Origin of the sequence: Accumulibacter sp. (assembly GCF_029255285.1) — a bacterium.
Lineage (GTDB): Bacteria > Pseudomonadota > Gammaproteobacteria > Burkholderiales > Rhodocyclaceae > Accumulibacter.
In genome coordinates, this window is sequence record NZ_JAPUVI010000023.1 from 64,476 (window position 1) to 87,366 (window position 22,891).

The following is a 22,891-nucleotide window of genomic DNA, read 5'->3' on the forward strand; positions in this document are numbered from 1 at the left end:
GGATCTTTCCTTGAGTTTCCACGCGACATTGCGCCAGGGCGTGAGCAGCGTCTTGCGGCGCATCGAAGAAGCTCTCGATGCTCCCTTTGGCGGCGAGGACAATCCGCTACGCCACCTCGGGGCGGTGGGGCTTTATCTGCTATGGATCGTGGTCGGCACGGGTCTCTATCTGTATACCGTCCTCGACACCGGCATCGACGCGGTCTACCGCTCGATCGGCTACCTGTCGCTCGAACAGTGGTATCTCGGCGGCGTGCTGCGCAGCCTGCACCGCTATGCGTCGGACGGTTTCATGCTGATCATGCTGCTGCATCTGCTGCGCGAATGGTCGTATGGGCGCTACCACGGCTTCCGCCTTTATTCGTGGATGACCGGCGTGCCGCTGATCTGGCTGGCCTACGCGGCGGGAATAGGCGGCTACTGGATCGTCTGGGATCAACTGGCGCAGTTGTCGGCTACGGCGACCACGGAACTGCTCGACTGGCTGCCGATCTTCAGCGAACCGGCGGCACGCAACTTCCTGGCCCCCGACTCGATTACCGACCGCTTCTTCACGATGCTGATCTTCATCCATATCGGCCTGCCGCTGCTGCTGATCCTCGGCCTGTGGGCACATGTCCACCGCATCGCGCACGTCGACTACCTGCCATCGCGGCGCGTCATGCTCGGTACGCTGGCCGCGCTGCTGGTGCTCGCGCTGCTGCGGCCGGCGCTCAGCCATCCGCCGGCGAATCTGGCGACGGTGCCGGGCGCGCTCGCTTTCGACTGGTTCATCCTGTTCATCCATCCGTTGACCGACCTCACGTCGCCGGCCATCGTCTGGGCGCTGCTCTTCAGCGTCACGGCGCTGCTCTTCGCGCTACCGCTGCTGCCGCACCCGGCGCCGGCACCGGTCGCCGTGGTCGACGCCGCGCACTGCACCGGCTGCGACCGCTGCCTCGCCGACTGCCCGTACGCGGCGATCGGCATGGCGCCGCACCCGACGCGGCCCGGCGTGAAACTCGCCGTGGTCGACGCCGATCTGTGCGCCGCTTGCGGGATCTGCGCCGGCTCCTGCCCCTCGTCGACGCCTTTTCGCCGACGCGAGACGCTCGTCACCGGCATCGACCTGCCGCAACGGCCAGTCGATGCCTTGCGCAAGCAGCTCGAGAAGGCGCTGGCGGAACTCACCGGCCGCTGCCGGATCGTCGTTTTCGCCTGCGCGCGCGGCGCGCCGGCGAAGGCGCTGGCGGCCGACGACACGGCAGTGATCGATCTCCTCTGCAGCGCCCAATTGCCGCCCGCTTTCGTCGAATACGCCTTGCGCAGTGGCGCCGACGGGGTGCTCGTCGCCGCTTGCCGTGTCGGCGGCTGCGAATTCCGCCTCGGCGAGCGCTGGACCGCCAAACGCCTGCTCGGCGAACGCGAGCCGCACCTGCGCCGGACGGTTCCGCTGGCGCGCCGGCAACTCGTCTTCGCCGCGGCGCCAGACACCGCTGCGCTGGCCGCCGCGCTGGCCGAATTCAGAAGCCGGCTGGAGAGACAGCCGGCGGATAGCGACCGCCTTCCAACCTACCTGCGGAGAACTTCCGATCATGCCTAAACCCGCCGCCATCGTCGGCCAGGTGATCCTCTACGGCGCCTTTGCCGCTTTCATCGGCACCTTTGCCAGTTGGCCGAAGTACCGCCAGATCCCGGACGACGTCGCGCTGATCAAGCTGTCGATCAGTCACCTCGGCGACCGCGAATGCCGCAAGCGAAGCCCGGAAGAATTGGCGAAGCTGCCGCCGAACATGCGCGCGCCGATGGACTGCCCGCGCGAACGCTCCGACATCCGCCTCGAAGTCGACCTCGACGGCCAGCCCATCCTGCGCACCGTGATGCATCCGACCGGCCTCTACAAGGACGGTGTATCGACGGTTTACAAGCGTTTCGAGGTGCCGGCCGGAACGCACCGGCTGGCGGTCAGGATGGACGACAACCTCGTGCGACCCGGCTTCGACTACGTGAAGGACGAGCCGATCACGCTTGCCCCGGCGCAGGTGATGGTGGTCGACTTCAATCCGGACCGCGGCGGCCTGTTCTTCAAGTGAGCGCCCCTTCCGCCACGCGACGCCAGGCTGGCGGCCGACTCCACGCCACACCGGCCAGCCGCGACGCTTCACCCATTTCCTGAGCCGACATCCATGGTCAAACTGCTGCAACGCCTCCTGCGCTGGCTGTTCATGCGCATCGAGAATGTCTTCAACGTCGCTTTCGGCGACAAGCTGAACCCCTTCTACCATCTCGGAACGATCAGCTTCTGGCAATTCTGGCTGCTCGTCGGCTCCGGGCTCTATCTCTACATTTTCGCCGATACCGGCGTCCACGACGCTTTCGACTCGGTCGAACGGATCACGCACGACCAATGGTGGGCCGGCGGCATTCTGCGCAGCATTCACCGTTACGCGACCGACGGGATGATTCTGACGATGCTGCTGCACATGCTGCGACACTTCGCCTACGACCGCTATCGCGGCTTCCGCTCGTTCTCCTGGCTGACCGGCGTCGCCTTGCTGTGGCTGGTCTACGTGGCCGGCGTCAACGGCTTCATGCTGGTCTGGGACAAGCTCGCCCAGTTCGTCGTCATCGCCACGGCCGAGTGGTTCGACATCCTGCCGATGTTCAACGGCACGCTGATCCGCAACTTCCTCTACCTCGAAACGGTCAATAGCCGCCTGTTCACGCTGCTCGCTTTCATCCACATCGGCGTGCCGCTGATCGTCGCGATCATCATGTGGGTGCACGTGCAGCGTGTGCCGCGCGCGCACATCAACCCGCCGCGGCCGATCGCCATCGCCGTGACGCTGATGTTTCTCCTGCTCTCGCTGGTCAAGCCGATTCTCAGCCAGGGCGGCGAGGCCGACATGGCGGTCGTGCCGACCGGCATCGAGTTCGACTGGTTCGAACTGCCGGTACTGGCACTGGTGTACGTGCTGCATCCACTGCACGTCTGGTACTGGGTGCTCGGTCTCACGGCGCTGCTCTTCCTGGTCCCCTGGCTGCCGCCGAAGCGACTCGGTTCGGCCAAGGCGCTGACCACGATCACTTTCCACCCCGACCAGCGATCGGTCAGCGCACGCTTCGACGAAACCTTGCTCGACGCCGGCCTGCGGCAGGAAATCGACCTGCCCTACGAATGCCGCAACGGGGGTTGCGGCGTCTGCAAGTGCACCGTCCTGCAGGGCAAGGTCGACCCCGGCCTCTACCAGCCAAGCGCGCTGTCGGCCGAGGAACTGGCCCAGGGCAAAGTGCTGATGTGCTGCGCCTCCGCCCTCGAGGACGCCGTCGTCGAGTACGAGGCCGGCGCTTTCGCCCGCAGTTTCCAGGAATACCGCGCGCGCGTCGTCGGCCTCGAGAAGCTTACCCACGACGTCATGCGCGTTCTGCTCAAGTTGCCGGACGGCCAGCAAATCCGCTTCAAGGCCGGGCAGTACGTGAACATCCTCCTCGACGACGGGCAACGGCGTGCCTTCTCGTTTGCCAATCCGCCGCACGAGGACGAATTCGTCGAACTGCAGATCCGTCTGATGCCCGGCGGCCGCTTCACGACGCATGTCTTCGAACACATGAAGGAAGGCGACGAAGTCCGCTTCGAGGGGCCGATCGGCGACTTTTCGCTGCGCGAGTCGGAGCGGCCGATCGTTTTCGTTGCCGGCGCCACCGGCTTCGCGCCGGTCAAGAGCATGGTCGAGGACGCTTTCGCACGCGGGCTGAAGCGTGAAATCCATCTCTACTGGGGAGTCAGGAGCCTGCGCGACCTCTACCTGCCCGAACTGCCGACGCGCTGGGCGCGCGAGCACGCCAACTTCCACTTCATCCCGGTGCTCTCCGAACCGGCACCCGACGACCACTGGAACGGACGCACCGGTCTCGTCCACGAAGCGATTCTCGAGGATTTCCCGGAGCTCAAGCAGCACGAGATCTACGCCTGCGGTTCGGTGCGCATGGTCGAGGCGATTTTTCCCTTCCTCAAGCAGCACGGGGCGGAAGACGGCGCCTGCTTCTCCGACGCCTTCAGCGTCTCGGCGCGCTCGCTGGCTTTCCAGCCAAGAAAGTAGCCGAACCGCCGCAGCGAGGCGGCGAAACCCAGTCACCGCCGGCACCTCGGTGCGACCCGTCGTCGGGCGACGCGCCGGGCGCACGGCTTCCCGCCAGTCGACCCGCGTCCCGCCGTGGAAGCGACGGTTTGCCTGCGGCAACACGACGGTGAGGCTTGACTTCTATATCGATACACCTACACTGGTCGATACGTTTTTGAGTGGAGTTATGCTGATCGGCTGGTGCGGCCGCGCAGTGGTCGGCGAGGATGGCGGCCGGCGCGGCGCCAAGCCAACGCATGAAGCCCGCGGAGCGGCGCAGCGACAACACTCTCGGGTTGGAAAGGGAAAGCATGCGGCGTGATTACGGCCGGACGATTCCGGCGGAGTGGCAGGCCATGTCGAAGGTTTTTGCGGCGCTCGGCGACGAGCACCGGCAGCGCATCGTGCTGCTGTTCGAGGACGGCGAGCGTCTGAACGTCGGGCAGATAGCCGAGGTGTCCACGCTCGCGCGATCGACCGTTTCGCATCATCTCAAGACCTTGCGCGAAGCGCAGGTGTTGTGCTCGGAAAAGGTCGGCAAGGAGGTCTTCTTCTGGGTGAATAAGGCTTTCCTCGAAGACTGCCTGAGCCGCGTTCTCGGCTACCTGCAGGAATCGGTCTGATGCCAGCCTCGTCTGCGGCCTGGAAATGAGATGAGCCCGCGGCGTCGTCGGCTGCTGCTCGGTGGTCTGGCGCTGGGCGGCGTCGGGCTGTCGGCCTTCGTCGCCGATCGCTCGCCGACCGTCTTCAATAGCTGCCTGGCGAGTCTGCCGCAGAGCGCGGCGGTGGACGATCTGGTCGCCGAAGCCTGGTCCGGCATCAGCGCGCAACGCTTCCTCGATTGCCACGTGCATCTGGTGGGCACCGGCGATTCGGGTAGCGGCATCGAAATCAATCCGCAGATGGAAAGCCTTTTCCACCCGCTGCAATACGCGCAGCGCCTGTTCTATCTCAACGCCGGCTGCGTCCATGACGCTCCCGGACAGGTGGACGAAAGCTACGTCGAGCGGATGCAGAACCTGGTCGACGGTCTGCGGCCGGGAGCCCGGCTGCTGCTCTTCGCCTTCGACCGCTACCACACGGCCGACGGCCGTGCCGATCCCGAGCGGAGTTCGTTCTACACGCCCAACGCCTACGCGCGCGCCGTCGCCGCGCGCCACCCGCGGTACTTCGAATGGGCGGCGTCGATCCATCCGTATCGTCCCGACTGCGTCGACGAGCTGGCGGCCGCCGTCGCCGGCGGCGCGCGGGCGCTGAAGTGGCTGCCGCCGGCGATGGGAATCGACCCCTCGTCGCCACTCTGCGACCGCTTCTACGCCGCGCTCGCCAGCCACGACCTGCCACTGATCAGCCACGCCGGCGAGGAAAAAGCCGTGCATGGCGGCGACCAGCAGGCGCTGGGCAATCCGCTGCTCCTGCGGCGCGCGCTGGACCACGGCGTACGGGTGGTGGTGGCGCACTGCGCTTCGCTCGGCAGCGCCGTCGACCTCGACCGCGGCGGGACGCTCGTTCCCTGTTTCGACCTCTTTGCCCGCCTGATGGGCGAAGCGCGTTACGAAAAACGGCTGTTCGGCGACATCTCGGCGCTGACGCAACGCAATCGCAGCGAAGAGACACTGCGCGTCCTGCTCGAGCGCCGCGAATGGCATCCGCGCCTGCTCAACGGTTCGGACTATCCCTTGCCTGGCATCGTGCCGCTGATTTCGCCCGACGAATTCGCCGCCCGCGGCCTGCTGCCGGCCCCGGCGGCGGCGGTACTCGAGCGCATCAGGCAGCACAATCCGCTGCTCTTCGACTTCGTCCTCAAGCGACATCTGTCGTCGCGCGGTCAGCGCTTTTCCCCGACCGTCTTCGAAACACGCGCCTTCTTCGAAAGGAAGACCGTATGAGTTCCCAATTTGGTCTGCTCCAGACCCGCCGCTTCGCCCCCTTCTTCGGCACGCAGTTTCTCGGCGCCTTCAACGACAACCTGTTCAAGAACGCCCTGATCGTCCTGCTCACCTTCCAGGCGGCAAAGTGGACGGCGATCCCGCCCGAGGTCCTGACCAACTTGGCCGCCGGCATCTTCATTCTGCCCTTCTTCCTGTTTTCCGCCACCGCCGGGCAACTCGCCGACAAGTACGACAAGGCCAAGCTGGCGCGCCTCGTCAAGCTGCTCGAAATCGTCATCATGGGCGTCGCCTGGCTGGGTTTCTCGGCACACAGCCTGCCGCTGCTGCTCGGCGCGCTGTTTCTGCTCGGCCTGCATTCGACGCTGTTCGGGCCGGTAAAGTACGCGATCCTGCCGCAGCATCTGCGCGAAAACGAACTCGTCGGCGGCAACGCGCTGGTCGAAGCCGGCACATTCGTCGCCATCCTGATCGGCACGCTCGCCGGCGGCCTGCTGGCCGGCGCGGCCGATCATCCAACCTGGGTTGCCTACGCCGGACTGCTGGTCGCCGTTCTCGGCTACCTGGCCAGCCGGGGCATTCCGGCAGCACCGGCGCCGGCGCCAGGCCTGGTGGTCAACCTCAACCCCTTGTCGGAAACCTGGCGCAATATCGGCTTCGCGCGCGAGAACCGAACAGTCTTCCTGTCGATTCTCGGCATCTCCTGGTTCTGGCTCTACGGCGCGTTGTTCCTGGCGCAGTTTCCGGCCTACGCGAAGAACGTCCTGGGCGGCAGCGAAAGCTCCGTCACGCTCCTGCTCGCGGTGTTTACGATCGGCATCGGCCTCGGGTCGCTGCTCTGCGAGCGGCTGTCGGCCGGACACATCGAAATCGGCCTGGTACCCTTCGGCTCGATCGGCCTGACGATCTTCGGCATCGACCTGGCGTTCGCCTCGCCCGACCTGCTGCCAGCCGGCGCACCGCTGGCACTGAGCGGGCTGCTCGCGCTGTACGGAACCTGGCGCGTCCTGTTCGATCTTTTCGCGCTGGGTCTGTTCGGCGGCTTCTTCATCGTCCCGCTGTACGCCCTGATCCAGATCCGCAGTGCGCCGGAGCAGCGCGCGCGGATCATCGCCGCCAACAACATCCTCAATGCCTTGTTCATGGTCGTCGGCTCGCTGGCCGCCGCCGGGCTGCTCGGCGACGGTCTGTCGATTGCCGCGCTGTTCGGCGTCGCCGCGGTGTGCAATGCGGCCGTGGCGGTCTACATCTACAGTCTGGTTCCCGAGTTCATGCTGCGTTTCATTGCCTGGCTGCTCGTCCACTCGGTTTACCGCCTGCAGCAGAAGGGGCTGCAGAACATTCCCGAAGAAGGGGCGGCGGTTCTCATCTGCAATCACGTCAGTTTCGTCGATCCGCTGGTCATCGCAGCCGCCAGCCGGCGACCGATCCGCTTCGTGATGGACCACCGGATCTACCGCCGCCCGCTGATCAGCGTCGTTTTCCGCCACATGCACGCCATCCCCATTGCGCCTGCCAAGGAAGATCCGGCGATGATGGAAGCGGCCTTCGAAGAAGTGGCGCGCGCGCTCGCCGCGGGCGAACTGGTGGCGATCTTCCCGGAAGGCAGGATCACCGACACCGGCGAACTCTATCCCTTCCGCCCCGGCGTGCAGCGCATCGTCACACGCACTCCGGTGCCTGTGATTCCGATGGCACTGCAAGGTCTGTGGGGCAGCTTCTTCAGCCGCAAGGACGGGCCGGCGATGAGCAAGCCGCTGCGCCGCGGAATGTTCTCGCAAATCGCGCTGACCGTCGGCGCGCCGGTGACGCCGGAAGCGGCGACTCCCGAGCATCTGCAAGCGATCGTCGCCAGCCTGCGCGGCGACTGGCGTTAGAATGACCGGCATGGAAACCTGGTCAAGACTGGGCGAGCGGATCGACCGCTACGAAAAACTGATGCGCCTCGACCGGCCGATCGGCATCCTGCTGCTGCTCTGGCCGACGCTCTGGGCGCTCTGGCTGTCGGCACGCGGCGAACCGAACTGGCTGGTGGCCTGGATCTTCGTTCTCGGAACGGTTTTGATGCGCTCGGCTGGCTGCGTGATCAACGATCTCGCCGACCGCGATTTCGATCCGCACGTGGCGCGCACCCGCAACCGGCCCCTCGCCGCCGGTCAGGTATCGGTCAGGGAAGCCTGGCTGCTCTTTGGCGTCCTGATCGTCCTCGCCTTTTTGCTCGTCCTGCTCTTCTGGAACTGGCTGATGGTCGGACTTTCCGCCGCCGCGCTGTTCCTCGCCGCCAGCTACCCGTTCACCAAGCGCTTTCTCGCCGTGCCGCAGGCCTACCTCGGCCTCGCCTTCGGCTTCGGCATTCCCATGGCCTATGCGGCGCAACTCGGCAGGGTGCCGACGGAAGCCTGGTGGCTGCTGCTGGCCAACGTCTTCTGGGCGATCGCCTACGACACCGAATACGCGATGGTCGACCGGGCCGACGATCTCAAGATCGGCATCCGGACGTCGGCCATCACTTTCGGCCAGGCCGACGTGGCGGCGGTGATGATCTGCTACGCCCTGGCGCTCGGGCTGCTCGCCGCCATCGGCACGCGCATCGGTCTGGGCGGCTTCTTCTACGGCGGACTGGCCGGCGCGGCGGCGATCGCCACCTATCACTACACGCTGATCCGGCACCGCCTTCCCGAACGCTGTTTCAAGGCTTTCTTGCACAACAACTGGCTGGGTGCCAGCGTTTTTGCCGGCATCGCCATCGATTTCTCCGTTGCGAAAGGACTGTTTGCATGAAAATCCTGCTTCCCGCCTGGCTGGCGCTGTTTGCCGGCGCTCCGCAGGCGGCCGAGGACACGCGCCAACTGGTAGCCATGCCGGCCGCGGCGGACGCCAACCTGCGCAGCGAAATGCGCGCCAGCCTGCTGGCGCTGAACGAGATTCTCGGGCTGGTGGTGGCCGGCAAGCTCAAGGAAGCCGGCGAGATGGCCGAGAAGGAGTTGGGCCTGTCAGCCATGGGCAAGCATCGCCAGCAGCCCTTCGACGCCCGTCCGGGGCCGCACATGCCACCCGCCATGCACCGCCTCGGCATCGACGGCCACCAGGCGGCAAGCGAGTTTGCGCGCCTCGCGGCGAGCGGCGACCGCGAGCGAACGATCGCCGCGCTGCCTTCACTGACCGCCGCCTGCGTCGCCTGCCACTATTCGTACCGGATTCGATGAAGTACCACGACCTGCGCGACTTCATCGCGCAACTCGAAGCCCTGGGCGAGCTCAGGCGTATCGGCGTCGAGGTCGACCCGCGGCTCGAGATGACCGAAATCTGCGATCGCGTTCTGCGCGCCGCGGGCCCGGCTCTGCTTTTCGAGAATCCACGCGGCCATTCGATACCGGTCCTCGCCAACCTGTTCGGAACCGCACGCCGCGTGGCGCTGGGCATGGGACAGGAATCGGTGCTGGCGCTGCGCGAAGTCGGCAAACTGCTCGCCTACCTCAAGGAACCCGAACCGCCGAAAGGTCTGCGCGACGCCTGGGACAAGCTGCCGGTCCTCAAACAGGTGCTCAACATGGCGCCCCGCCTGCGCTCGTCGGCGCCCTGTCAGGAAATCGTCCGCGAGGGCCGCGACGTCGACCTCGCCAGCCTGCCGATCCAGCTTTGCTGGCCGGGCGACGCCGCGCCGCTGATCACCTGGGGACTGACGGTGACGCGCGGACCGCGCAAGACGCGCCAGAATCTGGGCATCTACCGCCAGCAGGTGATCGGCCCGAACAAGGTGATCATGCGCTGGCTGGCCCACCGCGGCGGGGCGCTCGATTTTCGCGAGCACTGCCTGGCCAATCCCGGCCAGCCTTTTCCGGTCGCCGTGGCCCTCGGCGCCGATCCGGCGACGATTCTCGCCGCCGTCACGCCGATCCCCGACACGCTCTCCGAATACCAGTTTGCCGGTCTGCTGCGCGGCGCCAAGACCGAACTGGTGAACTGCCTGGGCTCGGAGCTGCAGGTGCCGGCGTCCGCCGAGATCGTTCTCGAGGGCGTCATCGATCCGGCCGAGAGCGCGCTCGAAGGACCGTATGGCGACCATACGGGCTATTACAACGAGCAGGCGCGTTTTCCGGTGTTCACCATCGAGCGTCTGACCAGTCGTGCAAAGCCGATCTATCACAGCACCTACACGGGCAAACCGCCCGACGAACCAGCGATGCTCGGCGTCGCGCTGAACGAAGTCTTCGTGCCGCTTCTGCAGAAGCAGTTCCCGGAGATCGTCGACTTCTATCTGCCGCCCGAAGCTTGCTCGTACCGCCTGGCGACGGTCAGCCTGCGCAAGCAGTACCCCGGCCACGCCAAGCGCGTCATGTTCGGCATCTGGAGCTTCCTGCGCCAGTTCATGTATACCAAGTTCATCATCGTGGTCGACGACGACGTGAACATACGCGACTGGAAAGAGGTCATCTGGGCAATGACGACGCGCGTCGACCCGGCGCGCGACACGCTGATCGCCGACAATACGCCGATCGACTATCTCGATTTCGCCAGCCCGGTCGCCGGCCTGGGCAGCAAGATGGGGCTGGACGCGACCAACAAGTGGCCCGGCGAGACGAATCGCGAGTGGGGAACGCCGATCGTCATGGATGCCGCCGTGAAACAGCGCATCGACGCGCTGTGGAACGATTTGGGTGTGTGAGTGACAGACTGCCGATACGGCCCCGGCAAGCGACCGACGATCGATCGCTCGCGCCGCTGCGCCAACCATCCTGGAGAAAGTGATGAACGACCAGTTGATTCCCTACACCAACCTTGACGGCGCACGCGCCTGGTGCCATGTCATCTACGGCCTGCATGCGCTGGCCGTGGTGATCGGCGTGACCGGCGCGGCGACGGTAGCCGGCGCCTTCGTTTTTGGCGTTCCGTCGCTGCTTGCCGTCATTCTCAACTACGTCAAGCGCGGCGAGGTCGCCGGGAGCTGGCTCGACAGCCACTATCGCTGGCAGATCCGGACCTTCTGGTTCACCCTGCTGTGGCTGCTGGTCTATGGCCTGCTGGTGATCACCCTGATCGGCATCCCGATCGCCTGGGTACTGATCGTCATCCTCGGCCTGTGGGTCGCCTATCGCGTCATCCGCGGCTGGCTGGCGCTCGCCGACCGACGGCCGGTCGGTCGCTGAACGGCACTCCGCTGTCCACCATCGACCGAGCGTCGCATCGATCGACTGCCCGCACGGGCCTGCTGCGGTATTGTCTTCTCGTGTTGTTCGGAATCACCGCGGCACTCCTGACGAGTTCCGGCGCCGCCGGCGAAAGCCCCCACCAGACCACGCCGCCGCGCCTGCTGCGGGTAGCCATCGACGACAACTATCCGCCCTACGTCTTTCGCGATGCCAGCGGCGCGCTGACCGGTTATCTGGTCGAACTGTGGCGGCTCTGGGAAACGAAGACCGGCGTTCGCGTCGAGCTACTCGGCAGCGACTGGGCGACGGCGCAGCAGCGCATGGCCGACCGCCAGACAGAAGTCATCGATACGGTTTTCCGGACACCGGAACGTGAGAAGACGCTCGACTTCTCGCCACCCTACGAAAACATCCCGGTGTCGATCTACAGCCAGGCCGGCATCGGCGGCATCGTGGACATCGACACCCTGCATGGCTTTCTGGTCGGCGTGAAGGCGGGTGATGCCTGCGTCGACACGCTCGCCGAAGCCGGCCTGACCACCATCCAGCCGTTCGCCAGCTACGAAGATCTGGTTCGCGGGGCGGTCGAGGGCAAGGTCCGGGTCTTCTGCCTGGACGAGCCGCCAGCCAATTACCTGCTTTATCGCAAGCGGGCCGAGCACCAGTTCAACCGGGCCTTCACGCTCTATTCCGGCGAGTTCCATCGCGCTGTCCACAAAGGCAATCGTTCTACCCTGGCGCTGCTGGAAAGCGGTTACGCGGCCATTCCCGCCAGCGAATTGCGAGCCTTGCGACAGAAATGGATGGGCACCCCGGTCGCCTCATCGCCGGCGACGCGCTTGCTCGGCTACGCCTTGCTGGTTGGCTCGCTGGTGGCGGTGCTGCTGCTGGTCTGGGTAGTCACCTTGCGGCGCATCGTCCGGCAACGAACGACGACGCTGAAAGCGACGCTCGAGGCGATTCCCGACCCGATGTTCGAACTCGGACTCGATGGTCGTTACTACGAATGCCATTCGCCGCGCCGCGATCTGCTTGCCGCCGCACCGGACCGCCTGATCGGCCGACGGGTTTCCGATGTCCTGCCCGAGCAAGCGTCGGCCGTCTGTCTGTCGGCCTTGCGCGAAGCCCAGGAAAGCGGCTACTCGACCGGCCGACAGTTCGAACTGTCGCTACCCGGCGGCAAGCACTGGTTCGAGCTGTCGGTCGCCCGAAAACCGACTGGCGAGGGTCAGGAAGCGCGCTTCGTCGTACTTTCGCGCGACATCACCGCACGCAAGTGGGCCGAGGCGGCGCTGCGGCGGCGCAGCGAGCAGCTCGAACTGCTGTCGGCGGCCGGCCAGGAGATCAACCGCCGGCTCGACGTTCCGGTCATCCTGCGGCGGCTCGTCGGCGCTGCGCTGAAGCTCACCCGCGCCACCGGCGGCGCCGCGGCGCGCTTGTCGGCCGGGCAAATGGTGTTCACCGAGTATTACCGGAACGGCCAGTGGCTGCCGGTCGACTACCGCTTCGCTGCCGGCCACGGCGTGCCGGGCCGGGTGATGCAGACGCGCCGCTTCCATCTGAGCAACGACGCGGGAAGCGATCCGTGGGTCGTACCCGAGATTCGTCAGGCGATCGGCTTCGACAACCTGCTCGACATGCCCATCGTCAGCCGCCACGGCGATCTGCTCGGCTGCTTCGAGATCCACGACAAGCCGGGCGGCTTCGACGAGAGTGACGCGCGTCTGCTGCAGGGTTTGGCGGCCAGCGCCGCGGTGGCGATCGAAAACACCGCCCTCCTCGCCCAGCGTGGTCAGGCGGAACAGGCGCTGCGTGCCAGCGAAGCGCTCAAGGCATCGGTCCTCGCCAACGCCGCCTGCGGCATCGTAGCGACCGACCCGCGGGGACTGATCACGGTCTTCAACCCCGGCGCCGAAGCCATTTTTGGCTACCTGGCCGACGAGGTCGTCGGCCAGGTGACGCCGACCCTGTGGCACGACAGCGACGAAATCGCCGCTACGGCCGCGACGCTGAGCCGGGATCTCGGCTTCCACGTCGAGCCCGGTTTCGACGCCCTGGTCGCCCGGGCGCGCAACAGCGGCGAAGCCGACGAGCGCGAGATGATCGGGGTGCGCAAGGATGGACGGCGCATCACCATTCGCCTGGCGGTGACGGTGATGCGCGACGCCCAGGGAACGCTCGGCGGCTACCTGGCGACCATCGTCGACATCACGCAACACAAGGACGCCGAGGCGAGCATCCAGCGCCTGGCGCATTTCGATTCGCTGACCGGGCTGCCGAACCGCAGCCTGCTCGCCGAACGGGCGAGACACGATCTGGCGCGTGCGCAACGCGGTCGCGAGGCGCTGGCGCTGATGTTCCTGGACCTCGACCGCTTCAAGAACGTCAATGACTCGCTGGGCCACCGGATCGGCGACGCGCTGCTGATCCAGCTTGCCGAGCGACTGCGGCGTGCGGTGCGCGACGAGGACACGGTATCGCGCCTGGGCGGCGACGAGTTCATCGTCCTGCTGCCCAACACCGACGCCGACGGTGCAGCGCATGTCGCGGCCAAGCTGCTCGACATCACGGCGCCTGCCTATCGCATCGAGCAGCATGAGCTGAACTGCACCTTGTCGGTCGGCATCGCCATCTACCCGGCCGATGGCAAGAGCTTCGAGGCCTTGTCGATGAGCGCCGACACGGCGATGTATCGCGCCAAGCAGCGCGGCCGCAACGGCTATTGTTTCTTTACGCCCGAGATGCAGGAGAAGTCGGCGCGCAACCTGCAGATCGAAAACGACCTGCGGCGGGCGCTCGACAAGGATGAGTTGCACCTGCACTTTCAGGCGCAGTTCGCCCTCGCCGACCGCCGGCTGGTCGGCGCCGAAGCGCTGCTGCGCTGGCAGCATCCGCAACTCGGCGCCATCCCGCCGACCGAGTTCATTCCGATCGCCGAGGAGTCGGGGCTGATTCTGACGATCGGCGAATGGGCGCTGCGCGCCGCCGCCCGTCAAGCGCGCCAGTGGCAGCACAGCGGCCTGCCGCCGATGACCGTCGCCGTCAACCTCTCGGCGGTACAGTTCCGGCAGGCGAACCTGACCGACAGGCTGTCGTGCATCCTCGACGAGGAGCAAATGCCGGCGCAGTTTCTCGAGCTCGAACTGACCGAAAGCGCGGCCATGGACAACCCGCTGGCCGCCATCGCGACGATGGACAAGCTGCGCGCGCGCGGCGTACGCATGGCGATCGACGACTTCGGCACCGGCTATTCGTCGATGAGCTACCTCAGGCGCTTCCACGTACACAAGCTCAAGATCGACCGCTCCTTCGTCGCCGACCTGGCGGCCGATCCGGAAGACGAAGCGATCGTCGCGGCGACCATCAGCCTGGCGCGCAACCTCGGCCTGCAGACGCTGGCCGAGGGCGTCGAAAACGAGGCACAACTGGCTTTTCTGCGCGACAAGGGTTGCGATGAAGCGCAGGGCTACCTGTTCAGCGAACCGCTCCCGGCAGCGCAGTTCGAAGCCTTCGTGCGCGACCACGCCAAACCTGCCGTGTCTCGGCCATGATCTTGCCTCAGCCTCGGGTAGTGCTTCCTTCCAGCCAGGGTGGACTCGCCGTCTCCGTAGCCGTCACGATTCGGCCTCCGGCGCCGTTGAGCCGGCCTTTTCCCGCCGCCGCCTCGATCCTGTTGCGCAACGTCTCGTCGCTCCGCCCCGGTTCCCGGCAAACCGCGCCGAAGCTTTGCCCGTCCTTCATTCTCAAGACCCGCGCCCTCGCCCCAGCTGCCAAACGCTCTCCTTTGCCGGAATTTTCCCCTTGAAGCCTCCCGGGATTTCTTCTGACGACAGCAGGCTCACGGTGTAGTGATCGCGGTAATGCCGCGCGACTTCGTCGGCGAAGATCGGGAATGGCGGCCCGGGCATCAGGTGGGGTTCGTACTCGAAGCAGATCAGGAGTTGCGGTGCGCACGCGGTGATCGCCCTCAGGTGAGCAGCGTATCGCCCGCGCATCGGTTCCGGCAGCGCGACCAGCGCGGCGCGATCGTAGGTCGCGTCGACGAGGCCGAGCAGTTCGGCCGTGAGCGCGAAGAAGTCGCCGAGGTAGACGTCGAGGTCGGGAACGCTGTAGCGCTGGAGCCGCCCGCAGGAGGTGATGTCCGGTTCGGCCCCGAGTTCGCTGAACAGCTGCTCGACGGCGAGCGGGCTCAGTTCGACGCCGACCACCGGGTGGCCCTTGTCGAGCAGCCAGTGGATGTCGAGCGTCTTGCCACACAGCGGCACGAAGACGCGCGCGCCGTCCCCCAGCCCGAGCGCCGGGAAGTGCCGCACCAACAGGGGGTTGGCCTCGCTCTCGTGAAACCCGATCTCGTTTTGCGCCCACTTGCCGTGCCAGAAATCCGCGTCCATCGTCCGTTCTCCATAAGGTGTCGCCGGACCAGCCAAAGCCGGCCCGACGCCCAGGATTGATATTCGCCGCGCCCTGGCGCGGCCCCTCGTGCTCCGCTACCGCCCCATCCCTTCCCACATCGTCTTCAGTCGCTTCACCGAGACCGGCACCGGCGTACGCAGTTCCTGCGCGTAGAGCTGCACGCGCAGTTCCTCGAGCAGCCAGCGGTACTGCTCGAGTTCCTCGTCGATCACACCGGCCTTGGCGAGCTGGCCGGCGCGGCGCTCGTAGTGCGTCCACAGCGGTCCGTACTCGGCCATCGCCGCGGCGTCGCGGGCGGCGTTGGTGCGCAGCTTGTCGAGGCGCATCTGTGCGGCCTTCAGGTAACGCGGCAGGTGGTTCAGGCGCTCGAAGGGCAACTCGGCAAGAAAGCGCTTGTGCACCAGGCGGCCAACCTGCTTCTCGATGTCGGCGACGGCCTGAGGAAACGCCTTGGCGAAGGGCGGCAGCTTCTTTTGCAGAGCCGCCCATTCGGTGAGAATGGCGAGCGCAAGGCGCGCGATCTCCTGCAGCACGAGCCCGAGGCGCGGCTTGGCGTCGGCGCAGCGCTGGCGGAAGCCGGCCTCGTCGGTCGGCCACGGTTCGACCAGGCAGGCGCGCGCGAAGGCGAGGTCGATCAGTTGGCGCTTCAGTTCCTCGGTGGTGCCGAGGGCCATGAACAGCAGGCCCATCGGCGTGCGGTTGGGCACGTTCTTCGCGAAGTACTTGATCTGCTCGCGGAAGTGGATCAGGAACAGGCGTTGCAGTCCCTTGGCATGCGCGACCTTCGCTTCCTCGGGCGAGTCGTAGACGCGCAGCGTGACGGTGCCCTGCTCGGGGCCATCGTCCGACAGCCCGGGGTAACCGATCACACTCTGGCCGCCGGCCTGGACTTCCATCAGCTCGGGCAGCGCGCCAAAAGTCCAATCGGTGACGCCCGCGTGCTGCGCCGGCGTTTCGTGCAGGCCGGCGAATTCCTGCTTGGCCTCGCGACCCCACTCGGCGCGCAGGTCGGTGAGGCTGCGCGACAGGTCGAGTTGGCGTTGGTGCTCATCGACCAGCTTGAAGTTCATCGACAGGTGCGGCGGCAGCGCATCGGGGCGGAAGGCGTCCGGCGTCACCGCCCAGCCGCGCGCGTGCAGGGCGCGCGTGTCGAGGATGAACTGCACGAGCGCCGGCACGACGCCGGCCTGCCGCAGATTGGCGCCGGCGCCGCCTTCGGCGACCTTGGCGTCCATCCAGTCGACGAACTCCTGCGCGAACTCGGGCACCGGCACCAGCTTGGCGCGCAGCTTCTGCGGCAGTGTCTTCACGAGCTGGACGACCTTCTCCTTGAGCAGGCCGGGCACCAGCCATTCGCAGCGCGCCGGGGTGATCTGGTTGAGCTGCGCGAGGGGTAGCGTCAGCGTCACGCCGTCCTTCGGGCTGCCGGGTTCGTGGTGGTAAGTGAGCGCGTAGTCGATGCCGGAGAGGCGGATCGACGACGGGAAGGCGTCGGTCGTGATGCCGGCGGCCTCGTGCCGCATCAGGTCTTCGCGCCGCAGGTGCAGGAGCTGCGGGTTGGCGCGCTCGGCCTCGCGCCGCCAGTGCTCGAAGGCCGCGCCGTTGTGCAGGCCCAGCGCCGGGTCGTCGGGGATGTGGGCGTCGTAGAAGGCGGCGATCAGTTCGTCATCGACCAGCACGTCGGGCCGGCGCGACTTGTGTTCGAGCTTCTCGATCTCCTCGATCAGCTTGCGGTTGTGCTGCCAGAACGCCCACTGCCGAGCGTAGACCTCGTCGATCTCACCGCCAACCAAGCCCTGGCGAATGAAGATGTGGCGCGCCTCGGACGGGTTCAGCGGTCCGTAGTGGATACGCCGCCTGGCGTAGATGACGAGGCCGTGCAGCGTCGCGCGTTCCCAGGCCGAAACCTGCATCGGTTTCTGCTCCCAATGCGGATCGAAGGTCGATTTGCGGATCAGGTGGGCGCCGACTTCCTCCAGCCATTCGGGCTCGATGCGCGCCACACAGCGCGCGTAGAGCTTGGTGGTCTCGACCAGCTCGGCGCAGACGATCCACTTGCCGGCATTCTTGGCGAGCGCCGACGAGGGATGTACCAGGTACTTCATGCCGCGCGCGCCGAGGTAGTAGCCGGATTCTTCGCTCTTGCAGCCGATGTTGCCGAGCAGGCCGCAGAGCAGGGCCTTGTGGACGCTGGCGTAATCCGCCGGCTGTTCGTTTTCGCGCCAGCCGAGCTCGCCGACCATGCCGTGCAACTGGCCGTGCAACTCGCGCCATTCGCGCAGGCGCAGCGGCGAGAGAAACCGCCTTCGTAACTCCTCGGCCAGCAGGCGGTTCGACTTCTTGTGCTGCAGCGCCTCGGCGTACCATTGCCAGAGCTTCACCCAGGCCAGGAATTCGGAGCGCGGCGGCGCCGAGCCGTCGTTCCCGGTCGCCTTGCCAATCCAGAAGCCATGCGCCTGGTCGGCGGCCTGCTGTTTCTCCTGCGGCCGTTCGCGCGGGTCCTGTACCGAGAGCGCGCTGGCGATGACCAGCATTTCCTTCAGGCAGCCGTACTGCTTCGCCGCCGCGATCATGCGCGCGACGCGCGGGTCGATCGGCAGGCGAGCGATCTCGCGGCCGGTCGGCGTCAGCTCGTTCCGCGCGTCGAGCGCGCCGAGTTCCTGCAGCAGCGCGTAACCGTCGGCGATGGACTTCGGCTGGGGGCGTTCGAGGAAGGGAAAGTCCTCGACCTTGCCGAGGTTGAGCGCCTTCATGCGCAGGATCACGCCGGCCAGCGAGGAGCGCAGGATCTCCGGGTCGGTGAAATTCGCGCGCTGCTTGAAGTCGGCCTCGTCGTAGAGGCGGAGGCAGACGCCGGCGGCGACGCGGCCGCAGCGCCCGGCGCGCTGGTTGGCCGAGGCGCGCGAGATCTTCTCGATCTGCAGTTGCTCGACCTTGTTGCGATACGAGTAGCGCTTGACGCGCGCCAGGCCCGTGTCGACGACGTAGCGGATTCCCGGCACGGTGAGCGAGGTCTCGGCGACGTTGGTCGCCAGCACGATGCGGCGGCCGGTGTGGGAGGCGAAGACGCGGTCCTGCTCGGCGGCGGTGAGGCGCGAGAAGAGCGTCAGGATTTCGGTGTGCGGCGGGTGGTGTTTGCGCAGGGTCTCGGCCGCCTCGCGGATTTCTCTTTCGCCTGGGAGGAAGACGAGGATGTCGCCCTGACCCAAGCGCGCGAGTTCGTCGCAAGCGTCGGCGATCGCGTCGAAGAGGTCGCGCTCTTCGCCCGCTGTTTCGTACATGGCTTCGACGTCGTCGTCTGGCCGGGTAACCGGTCGGTAGCGCACCTCGACCGGGTAGAGCCGGCCAGAGACCTCGATCACCGGCGCCGGCACCGGCTTGTCTCCGCCCTGCGCGAAGTGCTGCGCGAAGCGTTCGGCGTCGATGGTCGCCGAGGTGACGACGACCTTGAGGTCGGGCCGCTTCGGCAGGAGCTGCTTCAGGTAGCCGAGCAGGAAGTCGATGTTGAGGCTGCGCTCGTGCGCTTCGTCGATGATGATCGTGTCGTACTTCGAGAGGAGGCGATCCGACTGCGTCTCGGCGAGCAGGATGCCGTCGGTCATCAGCTTGAGGTAGGCTTCGTCGCGCGTCTGGTCCTGGAAGCGGACCTTGACGCCGACGCCCTGCCCGACCGAGGTCTTCAGCTCCTGCGCCAGGCGGGCGGCGACCGAGCGCGCAGCCAGGCGCCGCGGCTGCGTGTGGCCGATCAGGCCGCGCGCGCCACGCCCGAGTTCGAGGCAGATCTTCGGGAGCTGTGTCGTCTTGCCGGAGCCCGTCTCGCCGCAGACGATGACGACCTGGTGCGCGTCGATCAGCCGGGCGATCTCCGCGCGCCGCGCGTTGACCGGCAGATCTTCGGAATACCCGGGCGTCGGCAGGCGGGCGCGACGCTCGGCGCAGGCGGTCGTCGACTTCGCCAGCAGCGCCGCGAGGTCGGCCTCGAGCTTCGTTCGCTTCTCGCCAGCGCTGCGCTCGGCGTTCTTCTTGAGACTCAGCAGACGGCCGACATCGGACGACAGGCAGTCGTCGAAGGGCCGGCGGCGTGGGCGAACAGGGGCAGAAGACATCGAGGGAGCGCCAAGCGGCGAGAGGTACGAGAGGCACGCATTGTGCCATCGTCCCCGTCGCCGGGTGGAGCGCTTGCACGCCCCTGGCCGGAGAATCGCTCCTCGGCTTCCTGCATCCCCACTGTGGCTCGCCCCTTCAAGCTATGATGGCAGGCGGCGGCGAGTTGCCCAAATGCCGCGTGGCGCCGGCCTGCGCGGCCTCACTTGACGATTCGACCGGGTCCAGCACGACGCATGAAAGACTTCTTCCTTTCGTACAACCAGGCCGACAGGGACTGGGCCGAGTGGATCGCCTGGCAGTTGGAAGAGGCCGGCTACTCGACGGTGATCCAGGCCTGGGATTTCGCGGCCGGCGGCAACTTCGTGCTGGAAATGGACCGCGCGGCCAAGGAAGCGCGCGGCACTGTCGCGGTCCTGTCCGAAAACTACTTTTCCGCGCTCTACACCCAGCCAGAATGGGCGGCTGCCTTCGCGCAAGACCCCACGGGCGCGCAGCGCCAGCTCATTCCCGTGCGCGTGCGCGAGTGCACGCCCGCGGGCCTGCTCGCGGCGATCACCTACATCGACCTGGTGGGGCTGGAACCCGCCGGGGCAAAGACGCAATTGCTCGCCGGCATCCAGGAAAAGCGTCTCAAGCCCGCTCGTGAGCCGCCGTTCCCGGGCGGCGCAGCCGGCCAAGGCGCCGCGCCACCGGCTTTCCCGGCGTCGCCATTGCCACCAATCGACCTCTCCCACCTTCCCGCCGGCGCGCCGCACTTCCTCGGCCGGCAAGCGGAACTGGCCGCCCTCGACCAGGCCTGGGCGGAAACCGGCCGCACCCCCATCGTGCAACTGATCGCCCCCGGCGGCACCGGCAAGACGTCGCTGATGACGCGCTGGGTGGACAGGCTGCGCGCGGAAAACTGGCGCGGCGCGAAGCGGGTATTCGCCTGGAGCTTCTACAGCCAGGGCAGCGGCGAAGACCGTCGGGCGTCCGAAGACGGCTTTCTGGACGCGGCGATCCGATTTTTCGGCGTGACCGTAGAGGCTGCCGCCTCGCCCTGGGACAAGGGCGAACAACTGGCTACCACCGTGGCGGCGTACCGCAGCCTGCTCATCCTGGACGGCCTGGAGCCCTTGCAATACCCGCCGGGCCACGCGCTCGCCGGGGAACTCAAGGCGCCTGGCGTGCAAACTCTGCTCAAGCGGCTGGCCGCGCGCGGCCAGCGCGGACTGGTCCTGATCACCAGCCGCGAACACCTGGCCGATCTAGCCGACCGGGCGCGCGACGCCGAGCGCCCGGATGCCGGCGTGCTGCTGCTCGACCTGGACAACCTGGTGGATTCCGACGGCGCCCGGCTGCTGTACAGGCTGGGCGTCCGGCGCGCCGGCGCGGCGGCCATCGCCGAGCACGCCGCCGCCACCGACGCCGAACTGCAGGCGGCGAGCCGGGAAGTCGAAGGCCATGCGCTGACGCTCGCCCTCCTGGGCAGCTACCTCGCGCGCGCCTGGGGCGGCGACGCGCGCAAGCGCGACATGGTCGATTTTGCCCGCGCCAACGAGCGCACCCACCGCGGCCACGCCTTCCGCGCCATCGCCGCCTACGAAACCTGGTTTACGCGCGAGGGCGCGGCCGGCGAGCGCGCCCTGGCCGCGCTCCGGCTGGTCGGCTTTTTCGACCGCCCGGCAAGCCGCGCCAACCTCGCCGCTTTGCGCCAACCGCCGGCCATCGCCGGGCTCACCGAAGCGCTGGTCGGCCTCGACGAGCCGGACTGGCACGGCACGCTCGCCGACCTGGCGCACGCCGGTCTGCTGCGTTTCGACGCCGGCAGCGGCAGCGTCGATGCCCATCCGCTGCTGCGCGAGTATTTCGCGCAGCGCCTGCGGCACGACCTGCCCGCCGCCTGGCGCGAAGGCCACCGGCGCCTCTACGAACAGATCAAGACCGACACCCCGTACCGCCCGGACGGACTGGCCGGCCTGCAGCCGCTCTACCAGGCCGTCGCCCACGGCTGCCAGGCGGGACTGGTCCAGGAGGCCTGCGACGAGGTATACCGCGAGCGCATCCTGCGGGGCACCGGGCTCGACGGCTTTTACAGCGCCAAGAAGCTCGGCGCCTTCGGCGCCGACCTGGGGGCGTTGGCCTGCTTTTTCGACCCGCCCTGGCGGCGGCCGGTGCCGCAACTGGAGGAGGCCAACCAGGCGTGGCTGCTCAACGAAGCCGCCATCCGCCTGCGCGCGCTCGGCCGGCTCGCCGAGGCGCTGGAGCCCGTGCGCGCGGGGGCAAAAATGCGCGTGCGCCAGAATGTCTGGAATAACGCCGCCGCAAGCTACAACAACCTCAGCGAACTGCAACTCAGCCTGGGCCAAATCGACGCCGCCGTGCAGGAGGCGGCACTCGCGGTGGAGTACGCCGACCGCAGCGGCGATACGTTTTTGCGCATGGTCATGCGTACCGCCCTGGCCAACGCCCGACAGCAGCAGGGCGAGAGCGAGCTGGCGCGGCAGGGCTTCGCCGAGGCCGAGGGCATGCAGGCCGAATGGCAGCCCGAGTACCCGCTGCTTTATTCGCTGCGAGGCTTCCAGTATGGCGAACGGCTGCTGGCCGCGGCCGAGCGCGCGGCCTGGCGCGGCGCGGGGGATGCGGCGACGCTGGCGGCCTGTGCCGGGGTGGCGCAGCGGGCGACGCAGACGCTAGAGTGGATCAAAGGCAAGCTCGGGCTACTCGATGAGGCCCTCGACCACCTCACCCTGGCCCGCTGTGCCCTCTACGCCGACCTGCTGCAAGACCAGCCCCCCGGCGCCGACGCCCGCGGCGAATGCGAAGCCGCCGTATCCGGCCTGCGCGCCGCCGGAACGCAGCACGAACTTCCCCGCGGCCTGCTCACGCGCGCCTGGCTGCGCCACGCCTGCGGCGACGCCGACGGCGCCCGCGCCGATCTGGCGGAAGTGGAGACTCTCGCCAGCCGCGGCGGCATGAAACTGTTTCTCGCCGACCTGGCGCTGACCCGCGCCCGCCTGTTCCGCGACCGCGCCCAACTGCAGCTCGCCCGCGAACTGATCGACGAATGCGGCTACGGCCGCCGCCGGCCGGAACTGCAGGACGCCGAGCAGCAGGCCGAGCGGGATGACGGGTAGCCGCCTTGCGCGGCGAGTCCTGGGCACGCAAACCGGAACGAACAAATGGCAAGGATTACCGTCCTCGGATGACTCGTAGCACGCGCGCACGAGGAGCCGTTGGAAGTCGCGGGAGG

14 protein-coding genes are annotated in these 22,891 nt (G+C 67.2%); 12 read left to right on the top strand and 2 right to left on the bottom strand.

Going from position 1 to position 22,891, the window contains the following annotated elements; all coding sequences use genetic code 11:
* Window positions 1–10: 10 nt before the first annotated feature.
* From Q1M07_RS02870 to Q1M07_RS02920, 11 genes are all read left to right on the top strand, one after another.
* Entirely contained in the window at window positions 11–1,582 is a 1,572-nt protein-coding gene (locus Q1M07_RS02870) for a cytochrome b N-terminal domain-containing protein (protein ID WP_300450436.1), read from the top strand.
* Window positions 1,575–2,072, top strand: coding sequence for a hypothetical protein (locus Q1M07_RS02875; protein WP_300450438.1), 498 nt, complete (start codon window positions 1,575–1,577; stop codon window positions 2,070–2,072). The genes Q1M07_RS02870 and Q1M07_RS02875 overlap by 8 nt, the downstream gene beginning before the upstream one ends.
* 93 nt (window positions 2,073–2,165) lie before the next feature.
* Entirely contained in the window at window positions 2,166–4,079 is a 1,914-nt protein-coding gene (locus Q1M07_RS02880) for a 2Fe-2S iron-sulfur cluster-binding protein (RefSeq protein WP_300450440.1), read from the top strand.
* 332 nt (window positions 4,080–4,411) lie between these two features.
* On the top strand, window positions 4,412–4,723 hold the full coding sequence (locus tag Q1M07_RS02885; protein WP_300450443.1) for a metalloregulator ArsR/SmtB family transcription factor: 312 nt from the start codon (window positions 4,412–4,414) through the stop codon (window positions 4,721–4,723).
* 30 nt (window positions 4,724–4,753) lie between these two features.
* Window positions 4,754–5,989 carry an amidohydrolase family protein gene (locus Q1M07_RS02890; protein WP_300450446.1) on the top strand — a complete coding sequence of 412 codons (1,236 nt, stop codon included), beginning with the start codon at window positions 4,754–4,756 and terminating at the stop codon, window positions 5,987–5,989.
* Window positions 5,986–7,866, top strand: a complete 1,881-nt coding sequence (locus Q1M07_RS02895; protein ID WP_300450448.1) for an MFS transporter — start codon at window positions 5,986–5,988, stop codon at window positions 7,864–7,866. The genes Q1M07_RS02890 and Q1M07_RS02895 overlap by 4 nt, the downstream gene beginning before the upstream one ends.
* Before the next feature lies 1 nt (window position 7,867).
* Window positions 7,868–8,770, top strand: coding sequence for a 4-hydroxybenzoate octaprenyltransferase (gene ubiA / locus Q1M07_RS02900; protein WP_300450451.1), 903 nt, complete (start codon window positions 7,868–7,870; stop codon window positions 8,768–8,770).
* Window positions 8,767–9,195: a cytochrome C gene (locus Q1M07_RS02905; protein WP_300450453.1), complete on the top strand. Its 429-nt coding sequence runs from the start codon at window positions 8,767–8,769 to the stop codon at window positions 9,193–9,195. Before ubiA ends, Q1M07_RS02905 begins: the two co-directional genes overlap by 4 nt.
* Complete coding sequence (gene ubiD, locus Q1M07_RS02910) at window positions 9,192–10,655, top strand: 4-hydroxy-3-polyprenylbenzoate decarboxylase (RefSeq protein WP_300450456.1); 1,464 nt, start codon at window positions 9,192–9,194, stop codon at window positions 10,653–10,655. Before Q1M07_RS02905 ends, ubiD begins: the two co-directional genes overlap by 4 nt.
* 82 nt (window positions 10,656–10,737) lie before the next feature.
* Entirely contained in the window at window positions 10,738–11,136 is a 399-nt protein-coding gene (locus Q1M07_RS02915) for a hypothetical protein (protein WP_300450459.1), read from the top strand.
* 80 nt (window positions 11,137–11,216) lie between these two features.
* Window positions 11,217–14,690, top strand: coding sequence for an EAL domain-containing protein (locus tag Q1M07_RS02920; protein ID WP_300450461.1), 3,474 nt, complete (start codon window positions 11,217–11,219; stop codon window positions 14,688–14,690).
* A gap of 192 nt (window positions 14,691–14,882) precedes the next feature.
* On the opposite strand, the gene tmpT is transcribed toward Q1M07_RS02920, so the two are convergent.
* Entirely contained in the window at window positions 14,883–15,530 is a 648-nt protein-coding gene (gene tmpT, locus Q1M07_RS02925; RefSeq protein WP_300450463.1) for a thiopurine S-methyltransferase, read from the bottom strand.
* A 96-nt stretch (window positions 15,531–15,626) separates the two neighbouring features.
* Window positions 15,627–19,658 carry an ATP-dependent RNA helicase HrpA gene (gene hrpA / locus Q1M07_RS02930; protein WP_300450464.1) on the bottom strand — a complete coding sequence of 1,344 codons (4,032 nt, stop codon included), beginning with the start codon at window positions 19,656–19,658 and terminating at the stop codon, window positions 15,627–15,629.
* Window positions 19,659–19,892: 234 nt separating this feature from the next.
* Between hrpA and Q1M07_RS02935 the strand changes: the two genes are divergently transcribed.
* Window positions 19,893–22,775 (top strand): toll/interleukin-1 receptor domain-containing protein, encoded by a 2,883-nt coding sequence (locus Q1M07_RS02935; protein ID WP_300450466.1) that lies wholly within the window; start codon window positions 19,893–19,895, stop codon window positions 22,773–22,775.
* The last annotated feature ends 116 nt before the right edge of the window (window positions 22,776–22,891 follow it).